The sequence below is a fragment of the Vibrio hepatarius genome (assembly GCF_001274785.1).
Classification (GTDB): Bacteria; Pseudomonadota; Gammaproteobacteria; order Enterobacterales; family Vibrionaceae; genus Vibrio; species Vibrio hepatarius.
In genome coordinates this window covers 58,253-84,704 of the sequence record NZ_LHPI01000011.1, presented here as the reverse complement: position 1 = coordinate 84,704, position 26,452 = coordinate 58,253, and the positions used below count along the sequence as shown (strand labels likewise).

Annotated in this window: 26 protein-coding genes and 3 tRNA genes; 8 read left to right on the top strand and 21 right to left on the bottom strand. The window is 46.3% G+C overall.

Translation table 11 applies throughout. The features are described from left to right. Window positions 1-22: 22 nt before the first annotated feature. Both AKJ31_RS12655 and AKJ31_RS12650 read left to right on the top strand, forming a co-directional pair. Window positions 23-99: transfer RNA gene (locus AKJ31_RS12655), tRNA-Met, on the top strand. A 47-nt stretch (window positions 100-146) separates the two neighbouring features. Continuing rightward, a tRNA-Leu gene (locus tag AKJ31_RS12650) sits at window positions 147-231 on the top strand. A 110-nt stretch (window positions 232-341) separates the two neighbouring features. Here AKJ31_RS12650 and AKJ31_RS12645 read toward each other — a convergent pair. The 15 genes from AKJ31_RS12645 to AKJ31_RS12575 all read right to left on the bottom strand — a co-directional run bounded on the left by AKJ31_RS12645 (window position 342) and on the right by AKJ31_RS12575 (window position 16,238). Continuing rightward, window positions 342-1,475, bottom strand: a complete 1,134-nt coding sequence (locus AKJ31_RS12645) for a flagellin (protein WP_053409467.1) — start codon at window positions 1,473-1,475, stop codon at window positions 342-344. 460 nt (window positions 1,476-1,935) lie between these two features. Next, window positions 1,936-3,075: a flagellin gene (locus AKJ31_RS12640; protein WP_053409466.1), complete on the bottom strand. Its 1,140-nt coding sequence runs from the start codon at window positions 3,073-3,075 to the stop codon at window positions 1,936-1,938. Window positions 3,076-3,431: 356 nt separating this feature from the next. Continuing rightward, window positions 3,432-4,625 carry a flagellar hook-associated protein FlgL gene (gene flgL, locus AKJ31_RS12635; RefSeq protein WP_053409465.1) on the bottom strand — a complete coding sequence of 398 codons (1,194 nt, stop codon included), beginning with the start codon at window positions 4,623-4,625 and terminating at the stop codon, window positions 3,432-3,434. Between the two features lie 9 nt (window positions 4,626-4,634). Next, a complete protein-coding gene (gene flgK / locus AKJ31_RS12630; protein ID WP_053409464.1) occupies window positions 4,635-6,509 on the bottom strand; it encodes a flagellar hook-associated protein FlgK in 1,875 nt (624 codons plus the stop codon). 151 nt (window positions 6,510-6,660) lie between these two features. Then, window positions 6,661-7,599 (bottom strand): flagellar assembly peptidoglycan hydrolase FlgJ, encoded by a 939-nt coding sequence (gene flgJ, locus AKJ31_RS12625; protein ID WP_053409463.1) that lies wholly within the window; start codon window positions 7,597-7,599, stop codon window positions 6,661-6,663. 11 nt (window positions 7,600-7,610) lie between these two features. Next, window positions 7,611-8,702 (bottom strand): flagellar basal body P-ring protein FlgI, encoded by a 1,092-nt coding sequence (locus tag AKJ31_RS12620; protein ID WP_053409462.1) that lies wholly within the window; start codon window positions 8,700-8,702, stop codon window positions 7,611-7,613. Window positions 8,703-8,753: 51 nt separating this feature from the next. After that, a complete protein-coding gene (gene flgH, locus AKJ31_RS12615) occupies window positions 8,754-9,533 on the bottom strand; it encodes a flagellar basal body L-ring protein FlgH (protein ID WP_053409461.1) in 780 nt (259 codons plus the stop codon). Between the two features lie 24 nt (window positions 9,534-9,557). Continuing rightward, a complete protein-coding gene (gene flgG, locus AKJ31_RS12610) occupies window positions 9,558-10,346 on the bottom strand; it encodes a flagellar basal-body rod protein FlgG (RefSeq protein ID WP_053409460.1) in 789 nt (262 codons plus the stop codon). A gap of 19 nt (window positions 10,347-10,365) precedes the next feature. After that, the gene (flgF, locus tag AKJ31_RS12605; RefSeq protein WP_053409459.1) at window positions 10,366-11,115 is read right to left on the bottom strand and encodes a flagellar basal-body rod protein FlgF; all 750 of its coding nucleotides are present in this window, start codon (window positions 11,113-11,115) and stop codon (window positions 10,366-10,368) included. A gap of 212 nt (window positions 11,116-11,327) precedes the next feature. After that, complete coding sequence (gene flgE / locus AKJ31_RS12600) at window positions 11,328-12,632, bottom strand: flagellar hook protein FlgE (RefSeq protein ID WP_053409458.1); 1,305 nt, start codon at window positions 12,630-12,632, stop codon at window positions 11,328-11,330. 43 nt (window positions 12,633-12,675) lie between these two features. Further along, on the bottom strand, window positions 12,676-13,386 hold the full coding sequence (gene flgD, locus AKJ31_RS12595) for a flagellar hook assembly protein FlgD (RefSeq protein ID WP_053409457.1): 711 nt from the start codon (window positions 13,384-13,386) through the stop codon (window positions 12,676-12,678). A 17-nt stretch (window positions 13,387-13,403) separates the two neighbouring features. Then, window positions 13,404-13,820, bottom strand: a complete 417-nt coding sequence (gene flgC, locus AKJ31_RS12590; protein ID WP_053409456.1) for a flagellar basal body rod protein FlgC — start codon at window positions 13,818-13,820, stop codon at window positions 13,404-13,406. Between the two features lie 4 nt (window positions 13,821-13,824). Next, on the bottom strand, window positions 13,825-14,220 hold the full coding sequence (flgB, locus tag AKJ31_RS12585; RefSeq protein WP_053409455.1) for a flagellar basal body rod protein FlgB: 396 nt from the start codon (window positions 14,218-14,220) through the stop codon (window positions 13,825-13,827). A gap of 253 nt (window positions 14,221-14,473) precedes the next feature. Continuing rightward, a complete protein-coding gene (locus AKJ31_RS12580; RefSeq protein ID WP_053409454.1) occupies window positions 14,474-15,301 on the bottom strand; it encodes a protein-glutamate O-methyltransferase in 828 nt (275 codons plus the stop codon). 10 nt (window positions 15,302-15,311) lie between these two features. Next, window positions 15,312-16,238, bottom strand: a complete 927-nt coding sequence (locus AKJ31_RS12575; protein ID WP_053409453.1) for a chemotaxis protein CheV — start codon at window positions 16,236-16,238, stop codon at window positions 15,312-15,314. A gap of 75 nt (window positions 16,239-16,313) precedes the next feature. Between AKJ31_RS12575 and flgA the strand changes: the two genes are divergently transcribed. From flgA to AKJ31_RS12560, 3 genes are all read left to right on the top strand, one after another. Beyond that, window positions 16,314-17,060 carry a flagellar basal body P-ring formation chaperone FlgA gene (gene flgA, locus AKJ31_RS12570; RefSeq protein ID WP_053409452.1) on the top strand — a complete coding sequence of 249 codons (747 nt, stop codon included), beginning with the start codon at window positions 16,314-16,316 and terminating at the stop codon, window positions 17,058-17,060. An 82-nt stretch (window positions 17,061-17,142) separates the two neighbouring features. Next, window positions 17,143-17,454 (top strand): flagellar biosynthesis anti-sigma factor FlgM, encoded by a 312-nt coding sequence (gene flgM / locus AKJ31_RS12565; RefSeq protein WP_053409451.1) that lies wholly within the window; start codon window positions 17,143-17,145, stop codon window positions 17,452-17,454. 17 nt (window positions 17,455-17,471) lie between these two features. Then, complete coding sequence (locus AKJ31_RS12560; RefSeq protein WP_053409450.1) at window positions 17,472-17,897, top strand: flagella synthesis protein FlgN; 426 nt, start codon at window positions 17,472-17,474, stop codon at window positions 17,895-17,897. Window positions 17,898-17,977: 80 nt separating this feature from the next. Here AKJ31_RS12560 and flgP read toward each other — a convergent pair whose 3' ends face one another. Both flgP and AKJ31_RS12550 read right to left on the bottom strand, forming a co-directional pair. Then, window positions 17,978-18,409 (bottom strand): flagellar assembly lipoprotein FlgP, encoded by a 432-nt coding sequence (flgP, locus tag AKJ31_RS12555; protein WP_053409449.1) that lies wholly within the window; start codon window positions 18,407-18,409, stop codon window positions 17,978-17,980. Between the two features lie 8 nt (window positions 18,410-18,417). Beyond that, window positions 18,418-19,053 carry a FlgO family outer membrane protein gene (locus tag AKJ31_RS12550; RefSeq protein ID WP_053409448.1) on the bottom strand — a complete coding sequence of 212 codons (636 nt, stop codon included), beginning with the start codon at window positions 19,051-19,053 and terminating at the stop codon, window positions 18,418-18,420. Between the two features lie 163 nt (window positions 19,054-19,216). On the opposite strand from AKJ31_RS12550, the gene AKJ31_RS12545 reads away from it, so the two are divergent. From AKJ31_RS12545 to AKJ31_RS12535, 3 genes are all read left to right on the top strand, one after another. Next, window positions 19,217-20,350, top strand: a complete 1,134-nt coding sequence (locus AKJ31_RS12545) for a flagellar assembly protein FlgT (RefSeq protein ID WP_053409447.1) — start codon at window positions 19,217-19,219, stop codon at window positions 20,348-20,350. Between the two features lie 52 nt (window positions 20,351-20,402). Next, a tRNA-Arg gene (locus AKJ31_RS12540) sits at window positions 20,403-20,479 on the top strand. A gap of 391 nt (window positions 20,480-20,870) precedes the next feature. After that, window positions 20,871-21,377: a Fe3+-citrate ABC transporter substrate-binding protein gene (locus AKJ31_RS12535; RefSeq protein WP_053409446.1), complete on the top strand. Its 507-nt coding sequence runs from the start codon at window positions 20,871-20,873 to the stop codon at window positions 21,375-21,377. A 67-nt stretch (window positions 21,378-21,444) separates the two neighbouring features. On the opposite strand, the gene AKJ31_RS12530 is transcribed toward AKJ31_RS12535, so the two are convergent. From AKJ31_RS12530 to chiP, 4 genes are all read right to left on the bottom strand, one after another. Continuing rightward, window positions 21,445-22,422, bottom strand: coding sequence for an OmpA family protein (locus tag AKJ31_RS12530; RefSeq protein ID WP_053409445.1), 978 nt, complete (start codon window positions 22,420-22,422; stop codon window positions 21,445-21,447). Window positions 22,423-22,776: 354 nt separating this feature from the next. Continuing rightward, window positions 22,777-24,204: a glutamate--tRNA ligase gene (gltX, locus tag AKJ31_RS12525; protein ID WP_053409444.1), complete on the bottom strand. Its 1,428-nt coding sequence runs from the start codon at window positions 24,202-24,204 to the stop codon at window positions 22,777-22,779. Between the two features lie 186 nt (window positions 24,205-24,390). Further along, a complete protein-coding gene (locus tag AKJ31_RS12520; protein WP_053409443.1) occupies window positions 24,391-24,987 on the bottom strand; it encodes a YccT family protein in 597 nt (198 codons plus the stop codon). Between the two features lie 120 nt (window positions 24,988-25,107). Then, window positions 25,108-26,232, bottom strand: coding sequence for a chitoporin (gene chiP, locus AKJ31_RS12515; protein ID WP_053409442.1), 1,125 nt, complete (start codon window positions 26,230-26,232; stop codon window positions 25,108-25,110). Between the last annotated feature and the right edge of the window lie 220 nt (window positions 26,233-26,452).

Below are 26,452 nucleotides of genomic sequence, written 5' to 3'. Positions count from 1 at the left end.
AAGTCTCTCCTTCCGCACCATTGGCTACGTAGCTCAGCTGGTTAGAGCACATCACTCATAATGATGGGGTCACAGGTTCGAATCCCGTCGTAGCCACCATATAAAACGTTGTTAAGAATACCAATAGTCTTAATAACTACGATCATGCGGAAGTGGCGGAATTGGTAGACGCACCAGATTTAGGTTCTGGCGCCGCAAGGTGTGAGAGTTCAAGTCTCTCCTTCCGCACCATCGATTAGAAACCCAGCTTTTGCTGGGTTTTCTTTTATCTAAGGTTTGCTATTGTACAAACACAAAAAATCCAGCCGAAGCTGGATTTTTATTTATTAGCGTATTGCCGTTTAGCCTAGTAAACCTAGTGCCGCATTTGGTGCTTGTTTAGCTTGCGCCAGTACCGCACTTGATGCTTGGCTCAGGATCTGAGATTTAGTCAACGCAGTGGTCTCTTTCGCGAAGTCAGTATCTTTGATGCGACTCTTAGAAGCGTTCACGTTCTCGTTGATGTTATCCAAGTTGTTCACAGCGTGGTTGAAACGGTTTTGGAATGCACCCAGCTCAGCACGGTGGCTATCTACAAACTTAAGCGCAGCATCCACAATCGCAACCGACTCTTGAGCACCACCTACCGTTGTTACGTCAATCGTATCAACAGTTACCGCCTCAGCTGCACCGAACGCGAGATCTGTCGCTAGGCTGCCAGAGAACGTCGCTGCACCTTCAACACGGTTATTGTCGGTAAAGATCTGCATCTTACCTTCTTCATCGACTGATGCTTTCACCATGTCGGTTTGGCCGTTAATGTAAGTCGCAAGTTCTTCAATATCGTCGCCTTCTTTTGCGTTGATAGTGATGATTTGCTCGTCACCAGCTTTGTCTGTCAGTGTGATTGTCAGGTCATTTGCGCCGCTTGCCACTTCCCAATCAGCATCTTTCGCTGTCGCTGCTTGGTAAGCGTTACCACCCATCATGCTGTTGTCACTACGCATGTTTAGCATGGTTAGCATTACCGCTTCACCATTGTCCGCACCGATTTGGAAAGACTTGGTCGCGAATGTGCCGTTAAGTAACTTGTTACCACCAAATGATGTGGTTTCAGCGATACGGTTCAGTTCGTCGTTCAGTGCGGTTATCTCTTCTTGAATCGCTACACGCTCTGATTTTGAGTTAGAGCCGTTTGCTGATTGTAGTGACAAGTCACGCATACGTTGTAGGATGTTCGTCGTTTCGTTCATCGCACCTTCAGCGGTTTGCGCCATCGAAATACCATCGTTAGCATTTCGAACTGCGACGTCTAGACCGCGGCTTTGCACGTTTAGTCGGTTCGAGATTTGTAGACCCGCAGCGTCATCTTTTGCGCTGTTGATTTTATAACCCGATGATAGCCTTTCCATTGACGTTTGCTGAGCAGCAGTTGCTGCGTTCAAATGTCTTTGCGCTGTCATTGCCGGTACGTTGGTATTTACGTTAACTGCCATAATGGTTTCTCCTATTGGAATTTCCGATGTGCTTTCCGACGTCTCGGAAAACCAATGAGTTCTCTCAAAGTACCCTTTATAACGACAGCAGACTGGTTAACTTTAGAGCGGAACGTATAAGAAATAACGAGAATATGCATATTTCTTAGAAATTATGATCAAATAGGAAGTTTTGAAAAATCTTATTAAAGTTTTCAGTAGCTTGGTCGGGATAAGAAATAGAGGAGATTTACTAAGTGACAGACAAAAGAAAAGCCCCTTTCCTTTGAGAGAACCGGGGCTATAGGGTTAGCCATGCAATGTGGAGATCGAGAGAAATGATCAAAGCTTGGCTAGTGCTGCATAACTTATCGCTTAACGAGACAGTGTGAGAGAGAGTCTCGTAAAACCAACCGCTATGCTTGCCTTAACACCTTCACTAACCCCACGTCTGGGAATGCGTTAGTGAAGATACTTACGACTACTGCAATAGTGACATTGCAGAGTTCGGCAACTGTTTTGCTTGAGCCAGAATTGAAGTACCAGCTTGTTGCAAGATTTGTGATTTGGTCAACGCCGTGGTTTCTTTCGCGAAGTCTGTGTCGCGAATACGGCTGTTTGACGCTTCAACGTTTTCTTGGATGTTAGCCAAGTTATTAATACTGTGGCTCAAACGGTTTTGCTTCGCACCAAGGTCTGCACGTTGTGAGTCAACGTAACGTAGTGCCGCGTCAACGATGGCTACCGCATTTTGCGCGCCACCAACATCACGAACATCGATGTTTTGTACCGTAGTTTGAACACCTGCTCCGCCAGTCAGACCTAACTCAGTAGCCAGGCCACCTGAAATCGCTAGGTTACCTTCTAGGTTTGGCTCTGCGGCAAAGATTTGCAGTTTACCTTCTTGGTCAACCGACGCTTTTAACTTGTCTGTCTGACCGTTGATGTAAGTCGCGAGTTCCTCAATGTCATCGCCTTGTTTTGCTAGGACATCAAGAACAACGGCTTCACCGTCTTTGGTCGTGAATTCAAATTTCAGGTCGTTTGCACCCGTTGGTACGCCCCACTCGTTGTCTTTCGCTTCGGTAGCAACGAAGCTTTGACCACCCATGCGGAAATCGTCAGCACGGATACTAGTCAGACCCATGATGATCGCTTCACCAGAGCTAGCACCGATTTGGAATGATGCTTCACCGAATGAACCGTTCAGTAGTTTACGTCCACCAAATGAAGTGGTTTCAGCAATACGGTTAAGTTCATCCTGTAGCGCGGTCACTTCTTCGTTAAGCGCGACACGTTCAGACAATGAGTTCGTTCCGTTCGCAGATTGAAGCGACAAGTCACGAATACGTTGCAGAATCGCGGTTGACTCATTCATTGCACCTTCAGCTGTTTGTGCAATCGAAATACCATCATTAGCGTTGCGCATTGCGACATCTAAACCACGCGACTGAGCTGTCAATCGGTTAGAAATCTGTAGGCCTGCAGCGTCGTCTTTCGCGCTGTTAATTTTCTGGCCTGAAGACAGACGTTCCATAGAGGTGTTGAGATCGCCCGTTGCCTTATTTAGGTAACGCTGAGCGGTCATCGCTGATACGTTAGTATTTACTGTAATGGTCATAGTTTGCTCTCCTATTGAGTTCGCAAGTGCTTGCGAAGCGGCCAGCTAAGTCTCATTTGGAAGCACTGACCGTAAAAATGCTTTGCTAAGCAGAAACTGCTTAAACTTTGTTTTTAAACTCTGAGTTAGATGATTCAAGTTGTGTGCCAAATTTAAAAAACTAAAAAATATTTTTTATTTTATTTAAGTTTCAACCACTTATGACTGAGCGCTTAAATCCAACAATATCGCCTAGTTTTTATTCAGCTTTAGCGGCAAGCGTATTGCCGCTTTTATTGCCACCTGAATTTCCTGTCAGGTTATGCAGTTGCGCTTAAGGCATAGCACTTAAGGCGAAGCAGTTTTAATCAACCACTCTAGATATAGTTAAACAGGGTTAAATCTTTGGTTTTACCAAATGCCTGTTGTGATGCTTGCAGAGCTCGCGAGTTTTCATTGAACTCAATGATCGCATCTGCGTAATCCAAATCTTCAAAGTTACTTTTCGACTTCGACAACGTTAACTGGAAGTCGGCGTGTTGCTCTTCTTGGATATCCAAGGTATTCAGTCTTGCACCCACATCGGTACGCGCTTTATTTAGGTGAATAAACGCAGCGTGAAATTCTTGCGTCAATTGATGCAGCTTAGCGGTATTGGACGAGTCCGAAACCGAGCCCACCGAAAGCTCCATAGTGTCTCGAAAGGTATCGAAGATACTGAAGGTTTTGCGCGGCTCAAGCGTAATCGCATCCCCTTTGGTAATTTGGCCTTTGACCTGAATCGATACGTCTTCAAACTGAATGCCTTTTGAAGGCTCGTATACATCCGCCTGAACAACAGTACCGTTTTGCTCCAACTGATAACCGTATTTGCCTTCCGGCATATCAACAAAAGTGACTTTGTAGGTCGATTGATCCGACGGGTTTAAGTTAGTCGCACGTTCTAGTAGTAATTCAGACGCATCTTTCAGTTCGTACTGAGGCTCGAAATCACCAAACGGGTTGTCGATTTCCATAAATAACTTGCTACCAGGTGAGTTGATTGGCATTTCCAAGCTATTGGAGACCTTCATCTTGCGCTGATAATCATCGCCCGCATAAGTCACGTCACCGTTGTTGTCACGGAAAAACGGTTGATTCTTCGGCTTAGTACCGGCGAAGATGTAGTTGCCGGTTTCATCCTGAACATTGACTAAATTGAGGAAGTTATTGGAGATTTCCTCGATTTCGCGTCGCTTCGCAATGCGGTCTTCCGGAGACAACGCACCGTTGATCATTTCCATCACGGTACGCTTGGCTTCATCCGCGTAGTCTTCTGCATTCGAGACAATCACTTCTTCGTGCTCTAGACGGTTACGAGTGAGAACAATCGCGTCCGTGTACTGACGAAGTTGCTCTTTCTGCTGACCGACGTTCTGGATGTAGTGTGTTGCCAACGGGTCATCACTTGGCTTAAGTAGCTTTTTACCTGACGCTAATTGCGCCTGGTTGTGGTGTACTTTTGTTTCCTGACGACGCAAATCGTTTTGAACAGATTGATAGTTATGGAAGCTAGAAATTCGATTTAACATTTACGCCTCCTATCGCAGTGCCAAAATGGTGTTAAAGGTGTCATTCGCCGCCTGCATGATGCGCGACGATGCCATGTATGCTTGTTGAAACTTCATCATGTTTGCCGCTTCTTCGTCCAAGTTGACGCCAGAAATCGACGCGACACGCTCTTGCGCGGCCTCTTTTTCCAAACGAGCCACATCGGTTAGACGAGAGGCAGTGGACGTTTGCAGACCCACATCGGTATTTAAGTTGTGGTAAATATCCAACACGGTCGACTCACCATCGTTAAGCTTTTTGTCGGTTTGGATATTTTGCATTTTCAGCAAGTTACCGTTGTCCCCTTCCGACGGAACAAGGTTTGCCGTGAATTTATCGTTCGGTAGCGCGCCGTCTGTCAGCTCAAAACTGGTTCCTAGCACGGTAACGACACCTGTTGGCGGATAGCTTTGTGGCGGCAGTAACACTTTGCCTTTGGTATCGGTAACGGCAAACTGTTTCCCATCAGGAGAAATCACCACTTCAAACTCGCGCAAATCGCCCGCTTTCTCAATCGCAAACTGAGCAGTACCTTGAGCGAATGTCGTAGAGGCTTCATAGCTTTGCGCAGCTATATGCGTTGGGTCGTTTGTTTCCATCTTGATTTGTCCAGCCGCATTTCGGGTCGGACGTAGCAAGACACGCTCACCAGATGCCAAGTTCTGGTTAATTTCAATTCGCAGACCATCAACGCTAATCGCGTTATCCACTACAGGTACGGCAAACTGCTCGCCATTAGGGCGAGTTAAGTAGTATTCCCCACCGTTGTATTGCAGCGAATACTCCCCAGCGGTGATTTGACTAGTATCTTCGATATAAACGGCCAGCTCCGCATTGGAACCAGCTCCGGTAACGACACGAGATTTTGCCACCACGTCTGAGTTAACGTCTGTAAAAATAAGACCGCCGACATTGCCGCGTAAATCCAGACCTTGCGATTGCAGGGTATTTACTTCATGTGAGAATGCCGTTGCCATTTTGCCCAGCTCATCTAGCAACTGCGGCAGCTTTTCGTCGCGCATCGACAACATAGCGCCAAACTTACCACCAATATCCTTAGTTGTGATCGCTTTAATGCCTTTGCCTTCAATCATCGCAAGACGGCGCTGATGTACGTCTGGGTAACCGTCAATCATGGTCAGCTCACTCGCTTCGGTACCCGAAACCAGCGTATGACCGTTGCCGATAAACACGTTGAAACCTTCTGCATTTTTACGCGGCGTAACCGTGACTTTGGTGTACTCAGATAGCTCATTGATAAGTTGCTCGTGCTCGTCCATCAAGTCATTGTGAGGACCTGGGGTGCGCATCATCAAACGGTGTAGATCTCGAATCTCAATCCCGATTTGGTTCATGCGTTCCACGGCAACGTCGAGCTGCTTATTAGTCACATCGGATTGAATTCGTATCGACTCTTGAAAGTCATTAAGGTTTTGCGTAACCAATGCGGCTTTCTCTAACACCACTTTACGCGCACCGACATCATTCGGTGAGTCGGCAAGAGATTTAACTGCGTCGAACCATTCGTTGAGGTTCTCAGGGATTTTTTTCGATGCTACTGAAGACAGCATGCTAGACAGCATTTCTAGATTGGCTTCATCATCGGTGCGACGACCAAAGTTGGTGGTCGACATGTTGAGTTCGTTGACGGCAAACTGATCCCATGAGCGGCGAACTTTTTCCACATGGACGCCCATGCCGTAAGTTTCCCCGCCGTACTGGCGTGGCATATTTGTGCCTTGTATCACCGACTGACGGCTATAACCCTCTGTATTCACATTAGAGATGTTATGACCGGTGGTGTTGAGTTGTCTCTGAGCCGTTAGTACGCTCTGCGCACCTAGATTCAGAAGATCTGACGCCATATTGCCCCCAAGAAACCTTACTAAATCAGAGTTAACTGAATATCTGTAGTTATGGAAAGCAAGTTATATGCCAAAGACAAAAACGAAGAACAAAGAGGAATAAGTGGCTGAAAATAAAAAGCTCACCGATTGGTGAGCTCAATGTCGCGAGTTACATTTGGTCAATTTTCGCTTTCACCTTCAGCACCTTGTCGGCGTACTGAGGGTCTGTCGCGTATCCGGCTTTATGGATACCTTGGATGAACTGTTCCGAACTGCCACCGTGACGCAGTGCTAATGTGTAACGAGGGTTATCGTGTAAGAAGCGCACGTAGTCGTTAAAGCTCTCTTCAAAGTTTGCGTAAGAGCGGAAAGCCGCGCGTTCTTTAACAGGCACACCTTGATGGTATTCCAAAGTTTGCGTCGCCACTTTGTCGCCACCCCAACTTTTATCCGCTTTGATATTGAATAAGTTGTTGCTGCTACCACGGCTATTGGCAACTAGCTTTTGTCCCCAGCCCGTTTCAAGTGCCGCTTGTGCTAACAGTAAGGACGAGTCCACACCCAACGCGTTCGCGGCTTTTTCCGCATAAGGGCGCATTGAGGACACAAAAGATTCAGGAGAATCAAACGAATGACGCTGCTTCGGCGCGAGTGCCGGTGCTGACACTTCCGCTTGCTTAGCGATTTCCACTTCTGGTTGCTGGGCACGCGCACGTCTCGTCTGGTCAACTTTCTTCATCAAGGATTCAAAATCGGTATTTCGATTTGCCGCGCTTGGGTTCTCTACCGAACCAGACGTTAATTGAGCAACAATCATATCCGCTAGACCTAACGAGCCTGATGAACTCAGTTCACTCGCCATCTGCTCATCCATCATCTGGCGATAGAATTGTTGATTCTGGCTATCCATCAGCCCCGATTCGAACGATGAGTTCGCATCACGCATTGACTTAAACAACATCGAAGTGAAGATAGCTTCAAATTGTTTAGCTGCCGCCGTTAGCGCTTCTTTCTCACTGTTCTCATCACCGTTGACCGCTTGCTTACGAAGTTGGTCAAGTCCTGCAATGTCGTGAATAAAGCCAATGTCAGTTCCGTTATTGATCATCTTCAGCTCCATCAAATAATAATCAGTTGGCCTTCAATCGCACCCGCTTGCTTCAGCGCTTGCAAGATAGCCATTAAATCAGATGGTGCAGCACCGACTTCGTTGACTGCACGAACCAAATCATCAAGCGTTAGACCCGGTTCGAACTTAAACATCTTGCCCTGCTCTTCGGTCACTTCAATCTCGCTATCTGGAACAACCACGGTTTCACCGCCACTGAACGCGTTCGGCTGGCTGACGTTGAGGTTTTCTTTGATCGCTACGGTCATACCACCGTGAGTGACAGCAGCAGGCTTAAGGCGCACATGCTTGCCGACAACGATAGTGCCGGTGCGAGAGTTGACGATGATTTTCGCTGAACCTTCAGCTGGGTTAAATTCTAGATTTTCGATTGCCGATAAGAAGGCAACGCGTTGGGAGATATCACGCGGCGCACGCACTTTTACCGAGGTCGCGTCTACCGCAGAGGCCATCTGTGGGCCTAAGAAGTTGTTCACCGCGTCTGCCATACGCTGCGCAGTGGTAAAATCCGATTCAAGTAGGTTAAAGGTAATGAAGTCACCGCGGCTGAACGGTGTTGGGATTTCGCGTTCAACAATCGCACCATTTGAAATCATGCCCGCCGTCGGGTTGTTACCGACGATCTTCGAACCATCCGCGCCCGTCGCACTGAAACCGCTTACCACAAGGTTGCCTTGTGCTACGGCATAGATTTGCCCGTCGAGACCTTTCAGCATGGTTTGCATCAGTGTGCCGCCACGCAAGCTTTTTGCCGCGCCGACAGATGAAACCGTTACGTCGATTGTCTGGCCTTGTTTTGAGAAAGCAGGCAACTCAGCGGTAACAATAACCGCCGCAACGTTTTTCGTTTTTGGTTTCGTACCCGGTGGAAGTTGAATGCCAAACTTCTGCAGCATGGCATTAAAGCTTTGATCAGTAAAAGGAGTTGATTCGCCAGTACCAGGGAGGCCTGTCACCAAACCGTAGCCAACAAGTTGGTTACTACGCACGCCTGCGACTTGCGAGACGTCTTTAATACGTGCTGCCTGGGCATGCGTTGCCAGCAATAACGCGCTGGTAATTAATAGAATCAACTTCTTCATCGGAATACCTTTCACTCTAACTCTGTGCCAAAAAAGCGACTTCAGACGGGATTAGAGAGATACATTGAAGAATCGTGCCAAGAATCCAGGTTCTTGCATATCTTGGTTGGTTCCAGTACCCGAGTATTGGATGCGTGCATTCGAAATACGATTGGAAGCAATTGTATTATCGTAAGAAATGTCGTCTGGACGAATGGTGCCACTCAAGCGAATATATTCATCACCTGTATTCAGAGTCAGCCATTTCTCGCCGCGAATCACTAAGTTGCCGTTTGCCAGCACCTCAATAACCTCAACAGTAATCGAACCGGAAATGCTATTGCTTTGGTTTGCCTCTGCGCTGCCGCTGAATGAGTTGTCATTACTCAGGTTGTACGAGAAATTGTAATCGCCAATCGTTAGCTGTTGACCGCCGACTTCAAGCGGATCCATCGATGAGTCGTTATTTTTCGACAGGTCTGCATCAGAGCTTTTTGCCGCTTTGGTGCTTTCGTCCAAGGTAACGGTAATGATGTCACCGATGCCACGAGGCTTAGAGTCGTCATAAAGACTCGTTGAACGTGCCGCGCTGAACAGTGAACCCGTTTCCGCTGCGTAGTGTTCTGGTTGGTGTTTAGGGTGAATTGGTGCCCAAGCTGGATCACCTGCCACCGGATCTTTTCTGCCGCGTAGTGTATCGACGATGCCGCTTTCGTCTTCGCTAGATTTATCACCTTCAACCGCATCAACAGTCGTGGTGCCTTGAACAACATCAGATGATTCAATTGGCGGCGGCAACAAGCTACAGCCTGATAAAACAGTTACCACCAATAGAGCAAGTATACGGGTCATCGATCTATCCTCTACGCTGCGCGATTAAAGTTGCTGGTTAACAAAGCTCATCATCTTGTCCACCGCCGAAATGACTTTAGAGTTCATTTCGTAAACGCGCTGGGCTTCGATCATATTGACGAGTTCTTCGGTAACGTTAACGTTTGAGGTTTCGAGCATGGACTGTCTAACTTCACCAAAACCGTCGAAACCCGGAACGCCTTCTTGTGGGTCACCACTAGCGCCAGTAGGTAGGTACAAGTTCTGACCGATTGGCTCTAGGCCGCCTGGGTTAACGAAGTCAACGGTCGCGATCTGACCGACCACTTGGTTGTCTTGTTGACCACGTAAGCGCACCGAAACTTCACCGTCGGTACCAATAGTGATGCTGATTGCGTCTTCTGGAATCGCAATTTCTGGTTCTAACGCATAGCCAGCGCCAGATGTCACAATCACGCCTTCATCGTTCACGGTAAACTGACCGTTACGCGTGTAGCCGATATTGCCGTCCGGCATCAGGATTTGGAAAAAACCGTCACCTTCGATCATCATATCGAGGCTGTTGTTAGTGGTTTGGGTATTACCTTGGGTATGCACTTTCTGCGTCGCCACCACTTTTGAACCCGCGCCTAACATCAAACCACTTGGCAGTTCAGTGTTCTGTGATGACTGACCGCCAGGTTGGTTAATATTTTGGTAGAAAAGATCTTCGAATACCGCGCGGCTCTTTTTGTAACCGACGGTCGAGGCGTTCGCCAAGTTGTTCGAAATCGTTGAAATATTGGTTTGTTGGGCGTCTAAACCCGTTTTACTTACCCATAGTGCCGGATGCATAGTTATCTCCTAAAATCTATTAACTCATACGAAGCAGACTGTCAGACGACTTGTCCATTTCTTCTGCTGTGCTCATCATCTTGACCTGCATTTCAAACTGACGCTGTAGGTCAATCAGGCTGGTCATTTCACCGACAGCATTAACGTTACTGCCTTCAAGTGCACCTGTGAGCAACTTAACTCCGGCATCCGCTTCGTATGCCGCATTAGGATCTTTGGCACGGAATAATCCGTTTACATCTTTGAATAGTGATTGATTGTTGGTTCTGGTCAGCTTGATACGGTCAACGATTTCCATTGCATCGGCTGGGGCACCTTGTGGAACGACAGAGATTGTGCCATCAGTACCAATTTCGACCTTGCTGACTGGGATAGGCAGAGTGATTGGAGCACCGTTCTCACCTAAAACCAGATTGCCGTTGCCGCTGGTCAGCAGACCGTTTGCGTCGATTTTAAAGTTGCCGTTACGAGTCAGACCTTCTTTGCCCATCTTATCCATAACCGCAATCCAGCCTTCACCCTGAACTGTAGCGTCAAGGTCACGACCTGTGGTGATCACGCTGCCTTGTTGAAAGTTATGTCCCGGACGCTCTGTCATGCTAAACACACGAGTCGGTAGACCATCGCCATAAGCTTGCATAGAACGAGCTTGCGCCAAATCAGCACGGAAACCCGTGGTACTGACGTTTGCTAAGTTGTTTGATCTAAGCTGCAATGCCTGCATATTCTGCTTGGCACCGCTCATAGCGAGATAGAGTGCGCGATCCATAATTTGCTCCAACAATCATAATTCAGATCATTAAAAGCAATCGGCGTGCCAACTATTTAAATCTTTTATTTTCAATTAGTTGAGTGATAAATACGGAAAGGACATTGTGTAGTCAGAGGGGCATTGCCGCGAGTGGCAATCATAGTAAGCTGACTTTTGCCGCCAGCTTACTATGCAGAAGATTGCGAATGGTTAACTCAATCAATCCTAGATTAGCGGATCTGTAGGATGTTTTGTTGAGTCTGGTTGTGCACTTCTAGTGAACGAGAGTTCGCTTGGAAGTTACGCTGAGCAGAAATCAGATCCACCAGCTCTTGCGTCATATCGATGTTAGACTGCTCCAAAGTACCGCTGTTGATAGAACCGAACGAACCTTTGTTAGATTCACCCCAAATCTTATCACCAGAGAACTGAGTTGAGTCCCACTGAGTGCCGCCTTTTTTGTCCAGACCTTGCTCGTTAGCTACTCGAACCAGTGCCACACGACCAAGTGTCACGTTTTCACCGTTTGAGTAAGTACCTAGCACGCTACCGTTCTCATCAAAATCGACTTTCGTTAAGAAACCCGTTGTTGCGCCATCTTCATCGAACTTAGTCAGTTCAAATGGTGCCGCAAACTGAGTCGCATCACTTAAGCCAAACGACAGGGTTTGGTTAACATCCGCACCGTTCATATCGATTGGGTTTGCCCCTGCGCCTAACGCTTCAGTCACAATGTTTTGGCCGTTGTTAATGCTCGCCAAAGTACCATCGTTGTTGAACTTCATCGTATGGCCAACATGACCCGTTGGTGAACTCGCGTCACCGCCTGCGATATTGACTGGCTTCTCACCCGCACTATCCGTCACGGTGTAATACGCTTGCCAAGTATTCGGTTGGGTCTGATCTTTTAGGTAATAAGTGGTCATCTTGTACGACTGACCCATAGAGTCATAAATCGTAGAAGAGGTTGAGCGGTTGTACGTCTCAGGGTCTGAGAAGTCGAACAGAGCCGGATCTTTTAACTCACCACCAGCAGGTAGGTTTACACCAACTTCGATGTTAGCGGTTTGCTTTGGCTTACCAAATTCTTTTGGAATGTTTAGTGGCGTAGGCTCGTAAGACAGAACATCGCCTGTATCTTTGTTCACTTGGTAACCTAGCAGGAACTCATCGTTAGACGTTACCATGTAGTTATCTTTATTGAGGTGGAACGCGCCGTTACGAGTTAGCTCATTACTAACTGGTGTTAGGCGATCTTTTGCCACCGCAAAGAAACCTGTACCGCTGATACGTAGGTCCATTGGGTTGTTTGTGTAAATGCTCGAACCTTCATGGAATTGCTGGGCAACTTTTTGAGCCTGCACACCGCCACCAGGAGTGGTTTTCGCATTCGTAAACAGTGAATTAGAGTAAACATCGCCAAACTCAGCGCGTGACTCTTTAAAGCCGAACGTGTTCGCGTTCGCAATGTTGTTACTTGTCGTGTTCAGATCTAACTGAGCTGCGGATAGACCGCTTAATGCAACATATGACATTCCAAAATCTCCTATCTAGCTAGCATATCTACTTTATCAAGAGCTACGCTTTACCAACTTCTAGTACTTCAGCAAGTCGAACTGGCGACTCAAAGCCAGCCAGATTGAGCAGTACGTTACCATCGCCTTTACCAAGAAGAACGCTATTGACGTTTGCATAGGTCGAAACCTCAAACTCTTTCGATTCTCCATCCAGCAAACCAGCGGCTTTCACCTTGTATTTGCCAGCCGGCAATGGGTTACCGTTTTGATCTTTACCGTCCCATTCCACGCGGTTATCACCTGCTGGTGATGAGCCTACATCAAATGTTCTGATTAGCTGTCCCATTTGGTCTTCTATTCTCACCATCAAGTTATCGACAGATTGAGGTAGTTTCACCATGGCAGCCATACCGCCGTCATTCTTCTTCACGCCAGCTGCACCCGGTACCAATACATCACGACCAACCAAAGATGAGGCTTGAAGCGCCTGATTCGACGTCATCGAAGCGTTCAGCGTTTCAAACTGGTTGTTCATTTTACCGATACCATCGACAGTAGCGAATGACGCCATTTGCGCAATCATCTGGTCATTACTAACCGGCTTAAACGGATCTTGCTGAGCAAGCTGCTTGGTGAGTAGAGATAAGAAGTCTTCCTGCTTGAGGTCTTGCTTACCTGTGGTCTCATTCGGCTTATTCTTGTCTTGGATCTGTTTTAGCTGGTCGATATAGGACAAGCTGTTTTGACCAACATTATTAATGCCACCGGCCATACGTTACCTCCTTATCCCTATTGACCCATCTGCAGCGTACGCAGCAGCATTTGTTTACTTGCATCTGCCACTTGCACGTTTGTTTGGTACGAGCGAGAAGCAGAAATCATGTTCGCCATTTCTTCCATCACGTTGACGTTAGGTTTGTAGATATACCCTTCGTCGTTCGCTAGTGGGTGCTCAGGGTTGTACTCCGCGCTAAGCGGCTTATCACTTTCAACGATACCCATCACTTTCACCGGCACCGTATGGTCACTGCCATACTTTGCCTTACTTAATTCAGCGCCAAATACTGCATGACGAGCTTTATAAGTATCTTTTGCCGAGCTAGAGATACTGTCTGCGTTCGCCAAGTTACTTGAGGTGGTATTTAGACGAACAGACTCAGCACTCATGGCAGAACCAGTTACATTGAATACATTAAATAAGCTCATCTAATTATTCCCCTTTGATCGCTTTCGTTAAGTTCTTGAATTTACTTCCTAGGAAGTCCAGTGACGCTTGGTGTCTGATTTGGTTTTGCATGAACAAGTTACGTTCTAAATCCATATCTACCGTGTTGCCGTCACCAGTGTCAGGTTGCGTTGGAAGACGATACATCACTTCCCCTGTCACTCGTGTAGAGGCAGCAATATGCCGACCATCCGTACGGTTAAGACCAATACTTGCCTCCGACGTTGCCGCCTGCAAAGCTTTTTGGAAGTCCATACCTTTCGATTTATAACCAGGCGTGTTGGCTTGAGCAATGTTGGTGGAAATCACCTCAGCATTGCGCTCGCGCACTCCCACCGTGTGTTGGTGGATACCCAAAGCATTGTCGAAAGAAATAGCCATCTTAACCTCTACACAAAGAACTGACCGTTTAATACTAAAGACAAAGCAATTAGCATACCAACTTTAAAAGCCGTTCTACGATTACTCATCTTTCATCGGGTTATCAGCAATAAACACGCCAACTTATACGCAGCGAGTTAGTGACTGATGGTTTGGAATGTCTCGATAAGTATAACAGCTGAAAGGAATCAAAAGAGCAGATAATAAAAAGCCCAGCAAGAACGCTGGGCTTTCAAATCAATCAATAGGTTGGCTACTTCAGTTTGTAGATGATGCCTGGGTTGCAACGCACCATCTCGAAACGGTCAGTCAAGCCAGTCAAAGACTCAGACGCACCTAACAACAGATAACCACCGGGATTTAGGCTATTGGCCATTTGGTTCAGTACTTTCGACTTCATGTCTGGCGAGAAGTAAATCAGTACATTTCGACAGAAAATGATATCGAACTTACCCAATAGCGCGTAACTGTCCATTAAGTTTTGCGGGCGGAAGTTGACCAACCGCTTAACGTTATCGTTCACTTTCATTTTGCCATCACCTGCATCTTCAAAGAATGCGCGGCGACGCTCAGGAGAAAGTCCACGACCCAGGGCAAGGTTGTCATACACCCCCGCACGACACATATCCAACATTCGCGCAGAAATGTCTGTCGCGGTGATCGATACGTTCGGTAGCATGCCCGGCTTGCGCTGCTGGGTTTCCAATACCGTCATTGCCATCGAGTATGGCTCTTGACCAGACGAACTTGCCGCCGACCAGATTTTGATCGGACGTTTGTTTGCCGCTATTTCTGGCAACAACTTATCAGCTAAAACAGCAAACGGATACGTATCACGGAACCAAAGCGTTTCATTGGTCGTCATCGCATCTACAGCAGCTATGCGTAATTCTCTATTGCGTCCACTTACAACATCACGGAGTAATTCAGATAGAGAGCCTAAGTTAAATTTTGTAGTTAAGGGGCTTAGGCGACTCCTCACTAAATATTGCTTACTATCGCCCAATACAATGCCACATTGAGACTCTAGAAAGCGGCTAAAATCGCGATATTCTTGATCGCTTATAGTTATCACTGTCATTCACTTCTCTTTAATTTGTAAACGCAGATTTGACCGCATTACCAAATTCTTCAGGGTTGAATTTGGCTATAAAAGTATTGGCGCCAACACGTTCTACCATGGCTTGGTTAAACACACCACTCAAAGAAGAATGAAGTATGACGTGCAAGTCTTTCAAGTCCGGATTGCGCCTGATTTCAGCAGTCAGTGTGTAGCCGTCCATTTCTGGCATCTCGATATCGGAAATGACCATACTAATTTGATCGTAGATGCTGCCTTCCGCTGCCATTTCTACCAGCTTTTCATAGGCTTCTTTACCATCAATCACTGAGATTACTTCAAAATCCAGAGACGCAATTGCACGTTCAATCTGTTTACGCGCGACTCGTGAATCGTCGGCAATCAAGATACGACGGACAATGGGTTTTTCTTGTTCAGCGCGAGAAATCTCTTCGCTGATTGACGCGTCCATCGTCTCATCAACAGGCGCAATCTCGGCCAGAATCTTTTCTACATCCAGAATCTCAACCATTTCATTGTCGATGGTTGTAACTGCGGTCAAGTAGTTAGCTTTACCAGCACCTTCTGGCGGCGGCAAAATAGCTTCCCAGTGCATGTTAACGATACGCTCAACAGAGTTCACTAAGAACGCCTGAATCGTACGGTTAAATTCTGCAATCACCACAAACGACTTTTCTATGTCGGTTGTCGGACGTCCACCAATCGCAAGATTTAGGTCGATCACTGATACAGTGTTGCCGCGAATATGTGCAATGCCTTTAACTAATCGATGCGAATTCGGCATTGAAGTAAGTTTAGGACACTGCAAAACCTCTTTTACTTTAAATACGTTGATTCCATAACGCTGGCGCCCTGCTAGGCGAAATGTTAGGAGTTCTAATCGGTTTTGACCGACGAGTTGTGTACGCTGATTCACAGAATCCAGAATACCCGACATAAGCTCATCTCCGTCTCAAACTTTCGTGCTAAAAATGGTAGTCTACACTATGCCATGAAGAATCAGAGGATCAGAATGACATACAGTTCATCACTCGAAAACTCATTTTCCATCATAAAGTGTAAAGCGTTCTATAAAACTTTTAGTATTTCTATCGGCTTTTTGCTGTGTTTCTTTAGTTTTTCTGCCTTCTCTGCAACGGAAAGTGAGATATCTCAAATTCGCGACGCTGCAGAAGAGTATGTCACATCCACTATTGATAATCCTATCGGTGGCACGTTAAAAGCAGACGCAGCTTCAATAGATAGTCGAATTTTTGCAACAAACTGCCCAAGTGGCTTAGAAACGTCGTCCAGTTCAACCAACCCAAATGCTAGTAACATCACTGTTTTGGTTGAATGCCCAGAAGAAGACTGGCGTATCTACGTTCCAGTTCGTTTAACTCGCACAGGTCCGCAAGTCACGTTAACCACCCCGCTCTCACGTGGTCAGATTATTTCTTCTAGTGATGTAACTATAAGTATGGTCGATCTACAACGGTTTAGAAGACAAGGTTTTTCTTCAGTATCAGAAGTTATTGGCGCAAAAACCAAAAAAAACCTACAAAGCGGCGATATCATCGAAGAACGCGACATTTGCGTGGTATGTCGTAACGAGATCGTGACAATAAAAGCGACAAAGTCTGGTATGACCATTACAACCAAAGGCACCGCGCTCACGGATGGAACCCATGGTGAGCAGATAAGAGTGAAAAACAGCAAAAGTAACCGTATAATCGAGGGACGTGTAACCGGAATTTCTGAAGTAACGGTTGTGTTCTAAATATGTGTTAAAAAAGGCTAAAGTAAAATGCAGCTTTGCCGATATTGACATTACAGGTTTGTAACAAGTAAAAGGCTCACACATGGCAGGCATTGATAACATTAGAACTGGACACCCTATCGGTACTTCAACGAGGAGTTCGGTTCGTAGCGACAACAGTACAGAAAATACTGAGTCAGCAAAGAAAACCACCGTTGCACAAGATGCGGTTTCTCTCAGCACTCAAGGTAAAGCGCTGGGTGAAATGCATAACCAGATGGCCAGTCAACCAAGTTTTGACAAAGCGAAAGTAGCGGCAATAAAAGAAGCGATTGCTAATGGCTCTTACACTGTTGACCCTGAAAAACTCGCAGACAACATGATGAAGTTCGAAAAAGAACTTGGCGGCTTATAAGTTAAAGCAAGAAGATTATGGCAGCATTACAAGGTTTAGTTGAGTATCAACTTAAAAGTGCCGAAGAACTTTCTCTATTGCTAGAGAAGGAAAAGCTCGCCATTACCAGCAGAAACTCCAAAGACATTGAACAACTGGCAAAGCAAAAGATCACGCTGATCGAGCAGCTCAAAGTGACGGATGACCGTATCAGCCGCCACCCAGATGTCGCAAGCCTGACTACTGACCCAGAGTTGAGCCCTCTGGTGACACAGATCAGAAGTATCATCGCAGACTGCCAGCAAGCCAATGCCATAAACGGCGAAGCCCTGCAACGCGCACAATTGAGCTTCAATAAGTTGAACAATTTGATGCAGCAATCTCAAGGTAAGTTAGGTATGACCTACACGGCCGATGGACAAACTAAGAACGTAACTACTTTAGGCACGAACCTGAAAGCTTAAAGAACTACGGCAAATAATAAGTATAAAAAAGCGGCAATATTTGCCGCTTTTTTATTTGGAGATTAAAGAGTGGAGCGCAATTAGAAGAGAGTTTGTTGACGCTTCTCCGGCACTTGCTGTACTTCGCCGTAATCTCTTAGTCGATTCATCTTCTGAATATCAAGTCTTAACTCAGTCACATAGCTGTCGCCAACCTTGTAGCTACGCAGCACTTCCGCACCACGAATCACACCATCTACCGCACCTGAGGTTTGCTCGGTACCCAATCTTTGGTCAAGCAAATCTGCTCGGCCGCTCACTCGCATACCATAAACTTGCTCTGCTAACTCGCGGTAAGCATCGATCTTTGATGCGCGCATCGCTCGCACTTGTTTCTCTTCTTCATTACGACCTTTCTGCTCACTGATGCTCGCGTAACCCACCGCAGTCAGAAAGTCTCCCGGACGCATATTGGTTAGCGGCTGACAGCCAAACAGAACCACAGTGAATGCGAGTAATAATAGCTTTTTCATACTCACTCCTATGGACGTAAAATTACAGTGTAAGGTTGAGAGATCATTGGGTCTGAACGAATCAGCACACCATCTTGCGTACGGATGCTGTTCAAAGTGTCTAAGTCACGACCAATGCGATCTGCCGGCAAGAAGCCTTGGGCCGTTGCCACAACAACACGTGATTGCATACCAACAACACGAGCGTTAACCAACACCCCACCCTCTTGACGCAGCATAGTGCCCGTTAGTACGAACTGAATATCCTGCTCTTGCGCCAAATCTTTCCAGTCACGGCTTAAGGCAAAATCACCTTGGTTTGTGACCTGAATGGAACCGGTGGTTTTAAAGTCGACGACTTTAAAGCCGCGTCGCTGGAATTGATGAATAAAACCTTCTGACACCGAGTTACCCAGCCAGTTCGTCGCGTCCATATTTTGCAGGTCGACAAACGAGGTCACCGCAATAGGCGTACGTGCTGATACACTGGTGTTTGAAATCATCAAGTCTTCCGTCAGGCTCTCAATAAAAAAGTCGAGAGTATGGCGTGGGCTTTCCATCAACATAAACTGAGAACCTGGATAAGGTTCCTTACCGTTATAAATTGGCGCATAAGCGCAGGCGGTAAGAAAAACCACAGGCACTAACGATAACCATTTCTTCATTCTCTAATCTCCGATACATTAAGGCCTTAAAGCGCTCCTCTTTTTGCTCTCTTTCAAAAGTGGAACACTCCTTGCTTTTCTAACTGTGCAAACCAATTCGAAAGCAATGCCAAAATTAGCTAAATCTTAACAAGCAAAAAACGAACCAACTTGGTAAACACTCATGAAAAGATCGCTTCTTATACTTATTTCAAGCCTGTATATCAGCCTATTCGCAGCCAATGCTGCAGCGGGATGGTATGAAGTGACAGGGACGGCAACCGTGGTTTCGTCTGAAGAAGTCGCGCGTGTCCACGCCTTAGAGGACGCACTCTATAAAGCCGTTAAGTTTTCCGGAGCGGACATCGGCAGCATCTCTAACCTACGCCCATTTTTAGAGAGTGATGATAAAGAGTACCAGTTTGCCAACAGCGAAGTTCGCTACATTCTTATTGAAGACCAAGGGATAAGACGTGGCGTGATGTTCGTGAAAGCAAGGATCGACATTTATCCGTCGGCAACGAGTTGCCACGTTGACCAATATAAGAAGACATTTCTGGTCGGCAACATTGATGTAGCGTCACCACAGCAAGCGGTAATGGGACAGATTTACAGCATCGGTGACGACTTTGCCAACGTTATTAATCGCCAGTTGGATCAAGAATCGGTGAATTTTGTCTCTGTGGGCACAACCGACTACGAAATTAATAAACGCTTCCCTGAGAGACTCAAGATGATCGCTCAAGACCGCGGTGCGCAATACATTATCGGTGGGGTGATCACCGACCTAACAGCCACTATCGACCAGAACTTAATTAGGGATGATGTGATTAACCGCCAGTTCGCACTAGAGATGACTGTGTTCGACGGCAAGACCGGCAATGAAGTGTACAACCGAAACTACCGTGAAGTGGCGCGTTGGCCATTTCCAAAAACCAGCCAAGTGGATACACGAAGCGCACGCTTCTGGGCGTCTACGTTTGGTGACATGATGCTACGTGTTAGCCGCAACATCATGCTGGACCTAGAGTCTGAAGTTTCTTGCAAAATCACTTTGCCGGAGGTCGTGGCGAAATGGGGCAACACGATTACGATTGATTTAGGTCGTATCCATGGCGTCGAAGAAGGCGACAAACTGCAACTTTGGCATACTGGCTCTTTCATCGACCAGCGTGGTTTGCCGCGTAACAAAGTAACCGAAACAGATATTACTTTAACGGTCTCTCGCGTATATGACAGCGAAGCAGAACTGACGGTCGACCAAGCGGAACTCGCCACCAGCATCCAGATTGGCGACGTAATGCACAAACTACTTTAAATCAGTGAGTTAAGGGTTAACATCCTCTATATTTTTAGTATGATACTCCCACGCTCCCGTGGCACAGCTGGATAGCGCGATCCCCTCCTAAGGGATAGGTCACAGGTTCGAATCCTGTCGGGAGCGCCAACTTTTCTCAAGCCGACACTCATGTCGGCTTTTGCTTTTCTTAACAACCTTAAGAATATTTAATCTGCTCATTATCAGAAACTTATACGCCTCCAGCAAAGTGAATAGCATTGTACACTGCCTACATATCAGTTTTTGCTGTAGTAGTGGCGGTTTCCCCTTTCCAGCATGAGTCTAAAGATGGACGCATTCACATTGGTTTGTGAGGAGATTAAAGATAATCAATCCAGTTTCCAAACTGCTATCTGACGTCGCAATTACGCATCTCAATAAATCAATGAGATTCAATTTTGAGACAATCGGTACATCCCCCCGTTATATGCGCATCTAACTACGCGTTATCGTAACAGTCATCTAAAATATAACTAACAAAGTTATCGATAGTATTAGAATGAAAAAGAGTAACTTGACGACAAATACGGGTCATCGATTTATCTCCAAAGCGAAGACTGCGTTTAAGATACATATCCATACTCCAGACGATAAGGTTCTCCATCGCTCTGTGGGTTACGTGCGTATCGGAGAAAAGAAAGGCTTAAAGAAAGCGATCAAGCTGCGCAATGAATTGGGCTCAGCGATGTGGGGCAAATTCTGGCGTAGACTGTTAAAAGACCCGTACTTAATGACCCGACTGCCTCACTCTGTTGAACCGAAAATCATCTTTAAACCTCGCCCAACCAAAGACAACCCTGACGCTAAAGATGAGTGCTATATTGCAGCGTGGAGAAATTACGATGACAACGGCAAATTGATTTACAAAAGCGTTGTCTGTTCAATCAAAAAACACGGCCGTTTGGCGGCTTACACCAAAACTAAGAAAGCGCTGCTCGAAGCCAACAAAGACAACTTAGAAATCTTAGAGTTTATGGGCAGGCTTAATAGTATCGATTTGAAATGACCGTTTTGATTGCAATAAAAAAGCCTTGGGATTAACCAAGGCTTTTTCGTATCGATTGAGTAGTGAATTACTTCACTTCGTATTCGAACTCAGGAACCAAGATCTCTACGCGACGGTTTTTCGCGCGGCCTTCTTTCGTGTCGTTCGAAGCGATTGGGTTGTTTTCACCTTCACCACGTACTGTGATGCGAGAAGAATCAACACCTTGTTCAGTTAGCGCGTCCGCGACAGCTTGTGCGCGCTTCTCTGATAGCTTTTGGTTGTATGATGCTGCACCTAGTGAATCAGTGTAACCAACTAGCTCAACTTTTGCTTCTGGGTGCTCGTTCATCAATACCGCTAGGCGATCTGCTTCTTGCTGACCTTCTGGGTTTAGCTCTGCACTGTTTAGCTCGAAGTTACCAGAATCAATAGAGATTTTTTCAAACTTTTTAGATACTGGTTCTGCTACTGGCTCTTCAACTGGTTGCTCTACTGCTTCTTCAACCATGACTTCTTGAACTGGCTCAGCGGTATCTTCATCGCTGCCACCAAACTTAGTACGGAAACCAAGCGTGAATGAGTTTGCGTTAAACTCACGAACGTCAACGTCGATGTAGTTGATGTGCTGGTATTCAGCTTGGAGATCGATGTTCTTAGTTAGGTTGTATGACAAACCAATTGCGCCTAGTAGAGCCCAATCGTCTTCATCGGCATAGTCGACAAATGCACCACCAAGTTTCGCGAACACATCTAAGTCATCAGCTAGCTCTTGAGTATAACGAGGTGCGATGGTGTAAGCCTTTAGCGACTCGTCATCAAGATCGCCACTCGTCGTGTCACCCAGAGCATCAAAACCCGCTTCAAGAGCAAACGTATCGTTGATTTCGTAGCCTAGAAAAGCGCCCAGTGCCCATGAATCTTCATCACAAGAACCTGATGTACCAGAATCACACAAGCTGTGTAGGAAGGTCGCCCCCGCTTTAGCACCTAAGTACACTTCAGCGTTGGCTGAAGCTGATGCCATGATAAGAGTAGTTGAAATTACTGCTGCTAACTTTTTCATTATTATATTCCTAATTGACACTTACATTGATACTACTTAGAGATACACTCCACACTCTAAGTCGCACTGCGTTACAGTATGAATCAGGCATAATGTTAACTTCATCTCATAAGCGGTACAAATTGGTTTGTGTCAATTTTAACTATTTGATTACGATTTTACGTAATTCTCACTTTCAAGACGAATAAACCGATGATATGGACAACCTAAGCACTCATCCAAATGGTATATATCCTGTTAATTTATAAGGGTTTTTACACGTTCATTATGCAACTAGGTTTAATTATTGATACTCGAGATATAAAAAAACCGCAGCCATAAGCTGCGGTTTTTCAAACAAAATAAGTCGTAGGCTTACGCGTTCGCTTCACGCTCAGCGATAAAGTCTAGAGCCATTTTGATACGCGCAACTACACGTTCTTTGCCCACCAGCTCCATCACGGCATCAACTGATGGAGATTGACCACCGCCAGTCACTGCGACACGTAATGGCATACCGATTTTACCCATACCAATTTCTAGCTCTTCACATACCGCTGCGATTACGCCTTGTTTGATATTGTCAGTAGTCCACTCTTGTAGAGCTTCCGCTTTCGCTAGCGCAAGTTCTAGAGGCTCTTTTGCCACGCCGCGTAGGTGTTTCTTCGCTGCGCCCGCTTCAAACTCAGAAAAGTCTTCGTAGAAGTAACGGATTTGCTCAGCAAGCTCAACCAAGGTGTTGCAACGCTCACCAACCAGCTTGATTACGTCTGTAATCGCTGGGCCATTTTCTACATTCAGTTTTTGCTGATCTAAGTGCCATTGCAGGTGCTTAGCCACGTATTCAGGCTCAGATGTTTTGATGTAGTGGTTGTTCAACCAAAGTAGCTTGTCAGTGTTGAACGCTGACGCTGACTTAGAGATCGCGTTCAAGCTGAACAGGTTGATCATCTCTTCTTGAGAGAAGATTTCTTGGTCACCGTGGGACCAGCCTAGACGAACTAGGTAGTTGTTTAGCGCGTTTGGTAGGTAACCTTCATCACGGTATTGCATTACCGATACCGCACCGTGACGCTTAGACAGTTTCGCGCCATCGTCACCTAGAATCATCGCACAATGTGCAAATGTTGGCACTGGCGCGCCCAACGCTTCGTAAATGTTGATTTGACGAGGCGTGTTGTTGATATGGTCTTCGCCACGCACAACATGAGTGATACCCATATCCCAGTCATCGACAACAACCACGAAGTTGTAAGTTGGCGCACCATCGGTACGGCGGATGATCAAATCATCGAGCTGCTGGTTGCTGATCTCAATACGACCACGGATCTGGTCATCAAAGACAACACTGCCTTCTTTCGGGTTACGGAAACGAATCACACAAGGGTCGCCCTCTTTTGCCGCCGCATTTGCCGCAACAATCTTAGGGTGATTAGCATCGTAACGTGGGATCTGTTTGTTCTCTTCTTGCTCTGCGCGGATTTCTTCTAGCAGTTCCTTTGACGCGTAACACTTGTACGCTTTGTCTTCTGCTAGCAGTTTATCAACCATTTCGTTGTAACGGTCAAAACGCTTTGACTGGAAGTAAGGACCCTCGTCCCACTCTAGTCCCATCCATTGCATGCCTTCCAAGATCGCGTCTACAGCTTCCTGAGAGTTACGCTCTAGGTCAGTATCTTCAATACGTAGAACGAATTCACCGCCCTGGTTTTTAGCAAATAGCCAAGAGTACAGTGCTGTACGTGCACCACCAACGTGAAGATAGCCTGTTGGGCTAGGAGCAAAACGAGTTTTAACCGTCATCTGAGTTCCTTAGGGGTAATGAGCAACGAGTGAGCTCGTTGTAATATCAAGGATAAAAGTGGCGACATTTTACCACCGTAAAGCAAGGTTACAATCCTTGCGTGTGGTTTGACGCCAGAAATAGCCGCAAGACAGCCCTGATAAATGAACTGCCTTCCCGTTGAACTCATTGCTCCTCTTATAGGGCTATTTCAAATTACGCATTGCCCATTGCATAAACTCTTGTTGCTCTTCACGGCTTAAGTTGTTGAACGAGGCTTTGAGGCTTTGGGTTTCTTGCGGTGACTGAGCGATGCTCTCTTTGGTCTCTTGCTTGTTAAGTGCTAGGTTGTAGTCCGCAACTTCGCGCTCATAGTCCCTAAAACCTTGCATTCCACCTTTGCGTAGCTGTGTCATGCTGAACTCTATTGTATTACCGCTCTCATCTAGCAGCGTCACTTTTGGGTCACGCTCAAACGCTTTTGCTTCTTCAATTGTGCGTAGCTTGTTGTAGCTCAGCGTAAGCTCGGCGTCTTTCGCGGCGCTAAATTCCAAAATCAGCGGCTGGGAATCAAACTTACGGCGTTTGCCATCTTCAAATACGATCTGGCCTACGGTGACCGTAAGTTGGTTGTGACCATCTTTAATTTGAATGCTGTTATTAGCAGAAATGCGCTCGGGGTAGACAAATTCTCCGTTTAACACTCGAGGCACGAGTTCTTGCTGGAGCGTCAGTTGAGCGGCAAATGCAGGCGAAGTAAGTAAGGCGCATAGGCCTAAAACTGTCGTTGTTTTTTTCATCATGGTTTTCTCATCTTGTACCAATTTAGATAGATCACTGAAACAACAGGCCGGGTATTTCAGTGACCTATGTAAATGAGTACTCGCTTCAAAAGGGCGTTGCCGCCCTTTTTATGATTAGAGTTAGAAGTAGTACTCTACGCCGACAGAGAACTCATCGTAGTCAGCAGATTTCCAACGAGTTTTTGTTGCATCGTCTAATGTCTCTGCACCGTCACCGAAATCTAGAGTGCGCGCACGTACGTAAAGCACTGCAGATGGGTCAACAAAGTACATCACTTGCGCTGACAACACGTCATCCGCGGTATCGTCGATTGTCTTGCCATCGCGCTCTAAATCAAAGTTCGCCGCGTAGCCCAGTTTGTATTGCCAGTCACCAGTGGTGTACATCAAGCCAGCAGAAACCGCGTCTTGTTTTTCATCCACGCCATTACCTGCGTCCGCTTCCATGTATTTGTACTGAGCAAAGAATGAAATGCCGTTCTCAAACCAACCTTGTAGGCCAACTAGGTAAGTGTCGTTATCCCAGTTTTGTGCTTCTGCGACGATGTTTCGGTTACCTTCATAAGCTAAATCAAATTGGATAGGACCGAGTTTGTAGTGCGCAGCAATACCCGCCCAGTAGTCGTCGCCTTCACCTAGACCCGCTTTGTCACCCGCACCGACGGCAGCGTCGATAGAGAATGCATCACTGTATAAAGGAGAGTCCCAGCGAATGGTGTTGGATTGACGGTCTTGATATTTCGCACCACCGATAGCGCCACCCCAGTCATAAACATCACCTAAACCAGGGTTAGAGGCTGGCCAGTCGACAAGTTCGTACATTGGTGTCAGAACGCGACCTAATCGGATTTGCCCCAGTGATTCACCTTCAAAACCGACGAACGTATCACGCTCACCCAGACCTGCACCTTCACCACCAAAGCTTGGGTCTACGTAGCCACCTTCAATTTGCCAGATAAAAGTCGGGCCAAAGTTTGCAAATTGTTTTTTACCACGGAAACCAATACGTGATTCGTTATTTAGCTGCATGCCACCTAACTCATCGTCTGTCGCCGAACTACCAGAATCGTAGTCACGATATGCAGCTTGCATTGCGATAATACCGTAGACCTCATAGGCAAATGAGTCTTTGGTTAAATACTCTTTTGCTGCATCACTGTTCGCACCATCTGCATACACGCTACCTGCGGCCAAGGTACTCGCTGCAATGGCCGCTCCAATTATTGTTTTTTTGAATTGAGACATAATAAAAACCCCTATTTTAGAATTTTATTTATATGGGTCTTTACGCAGACCAAAGCGCGGTTTGCGTAAAGACCCTGCATGGACAAGGGAAATGTTGGCAAACTTCTTTCGCGTTAGGAATTAGCTCAAAAAAAACTCTGACCACCTTCAAAGTCAAAAAACAAAAATCAATACAAATTCATTTAAATCAACACCTTAAAACACACCCATTGCTAAACAT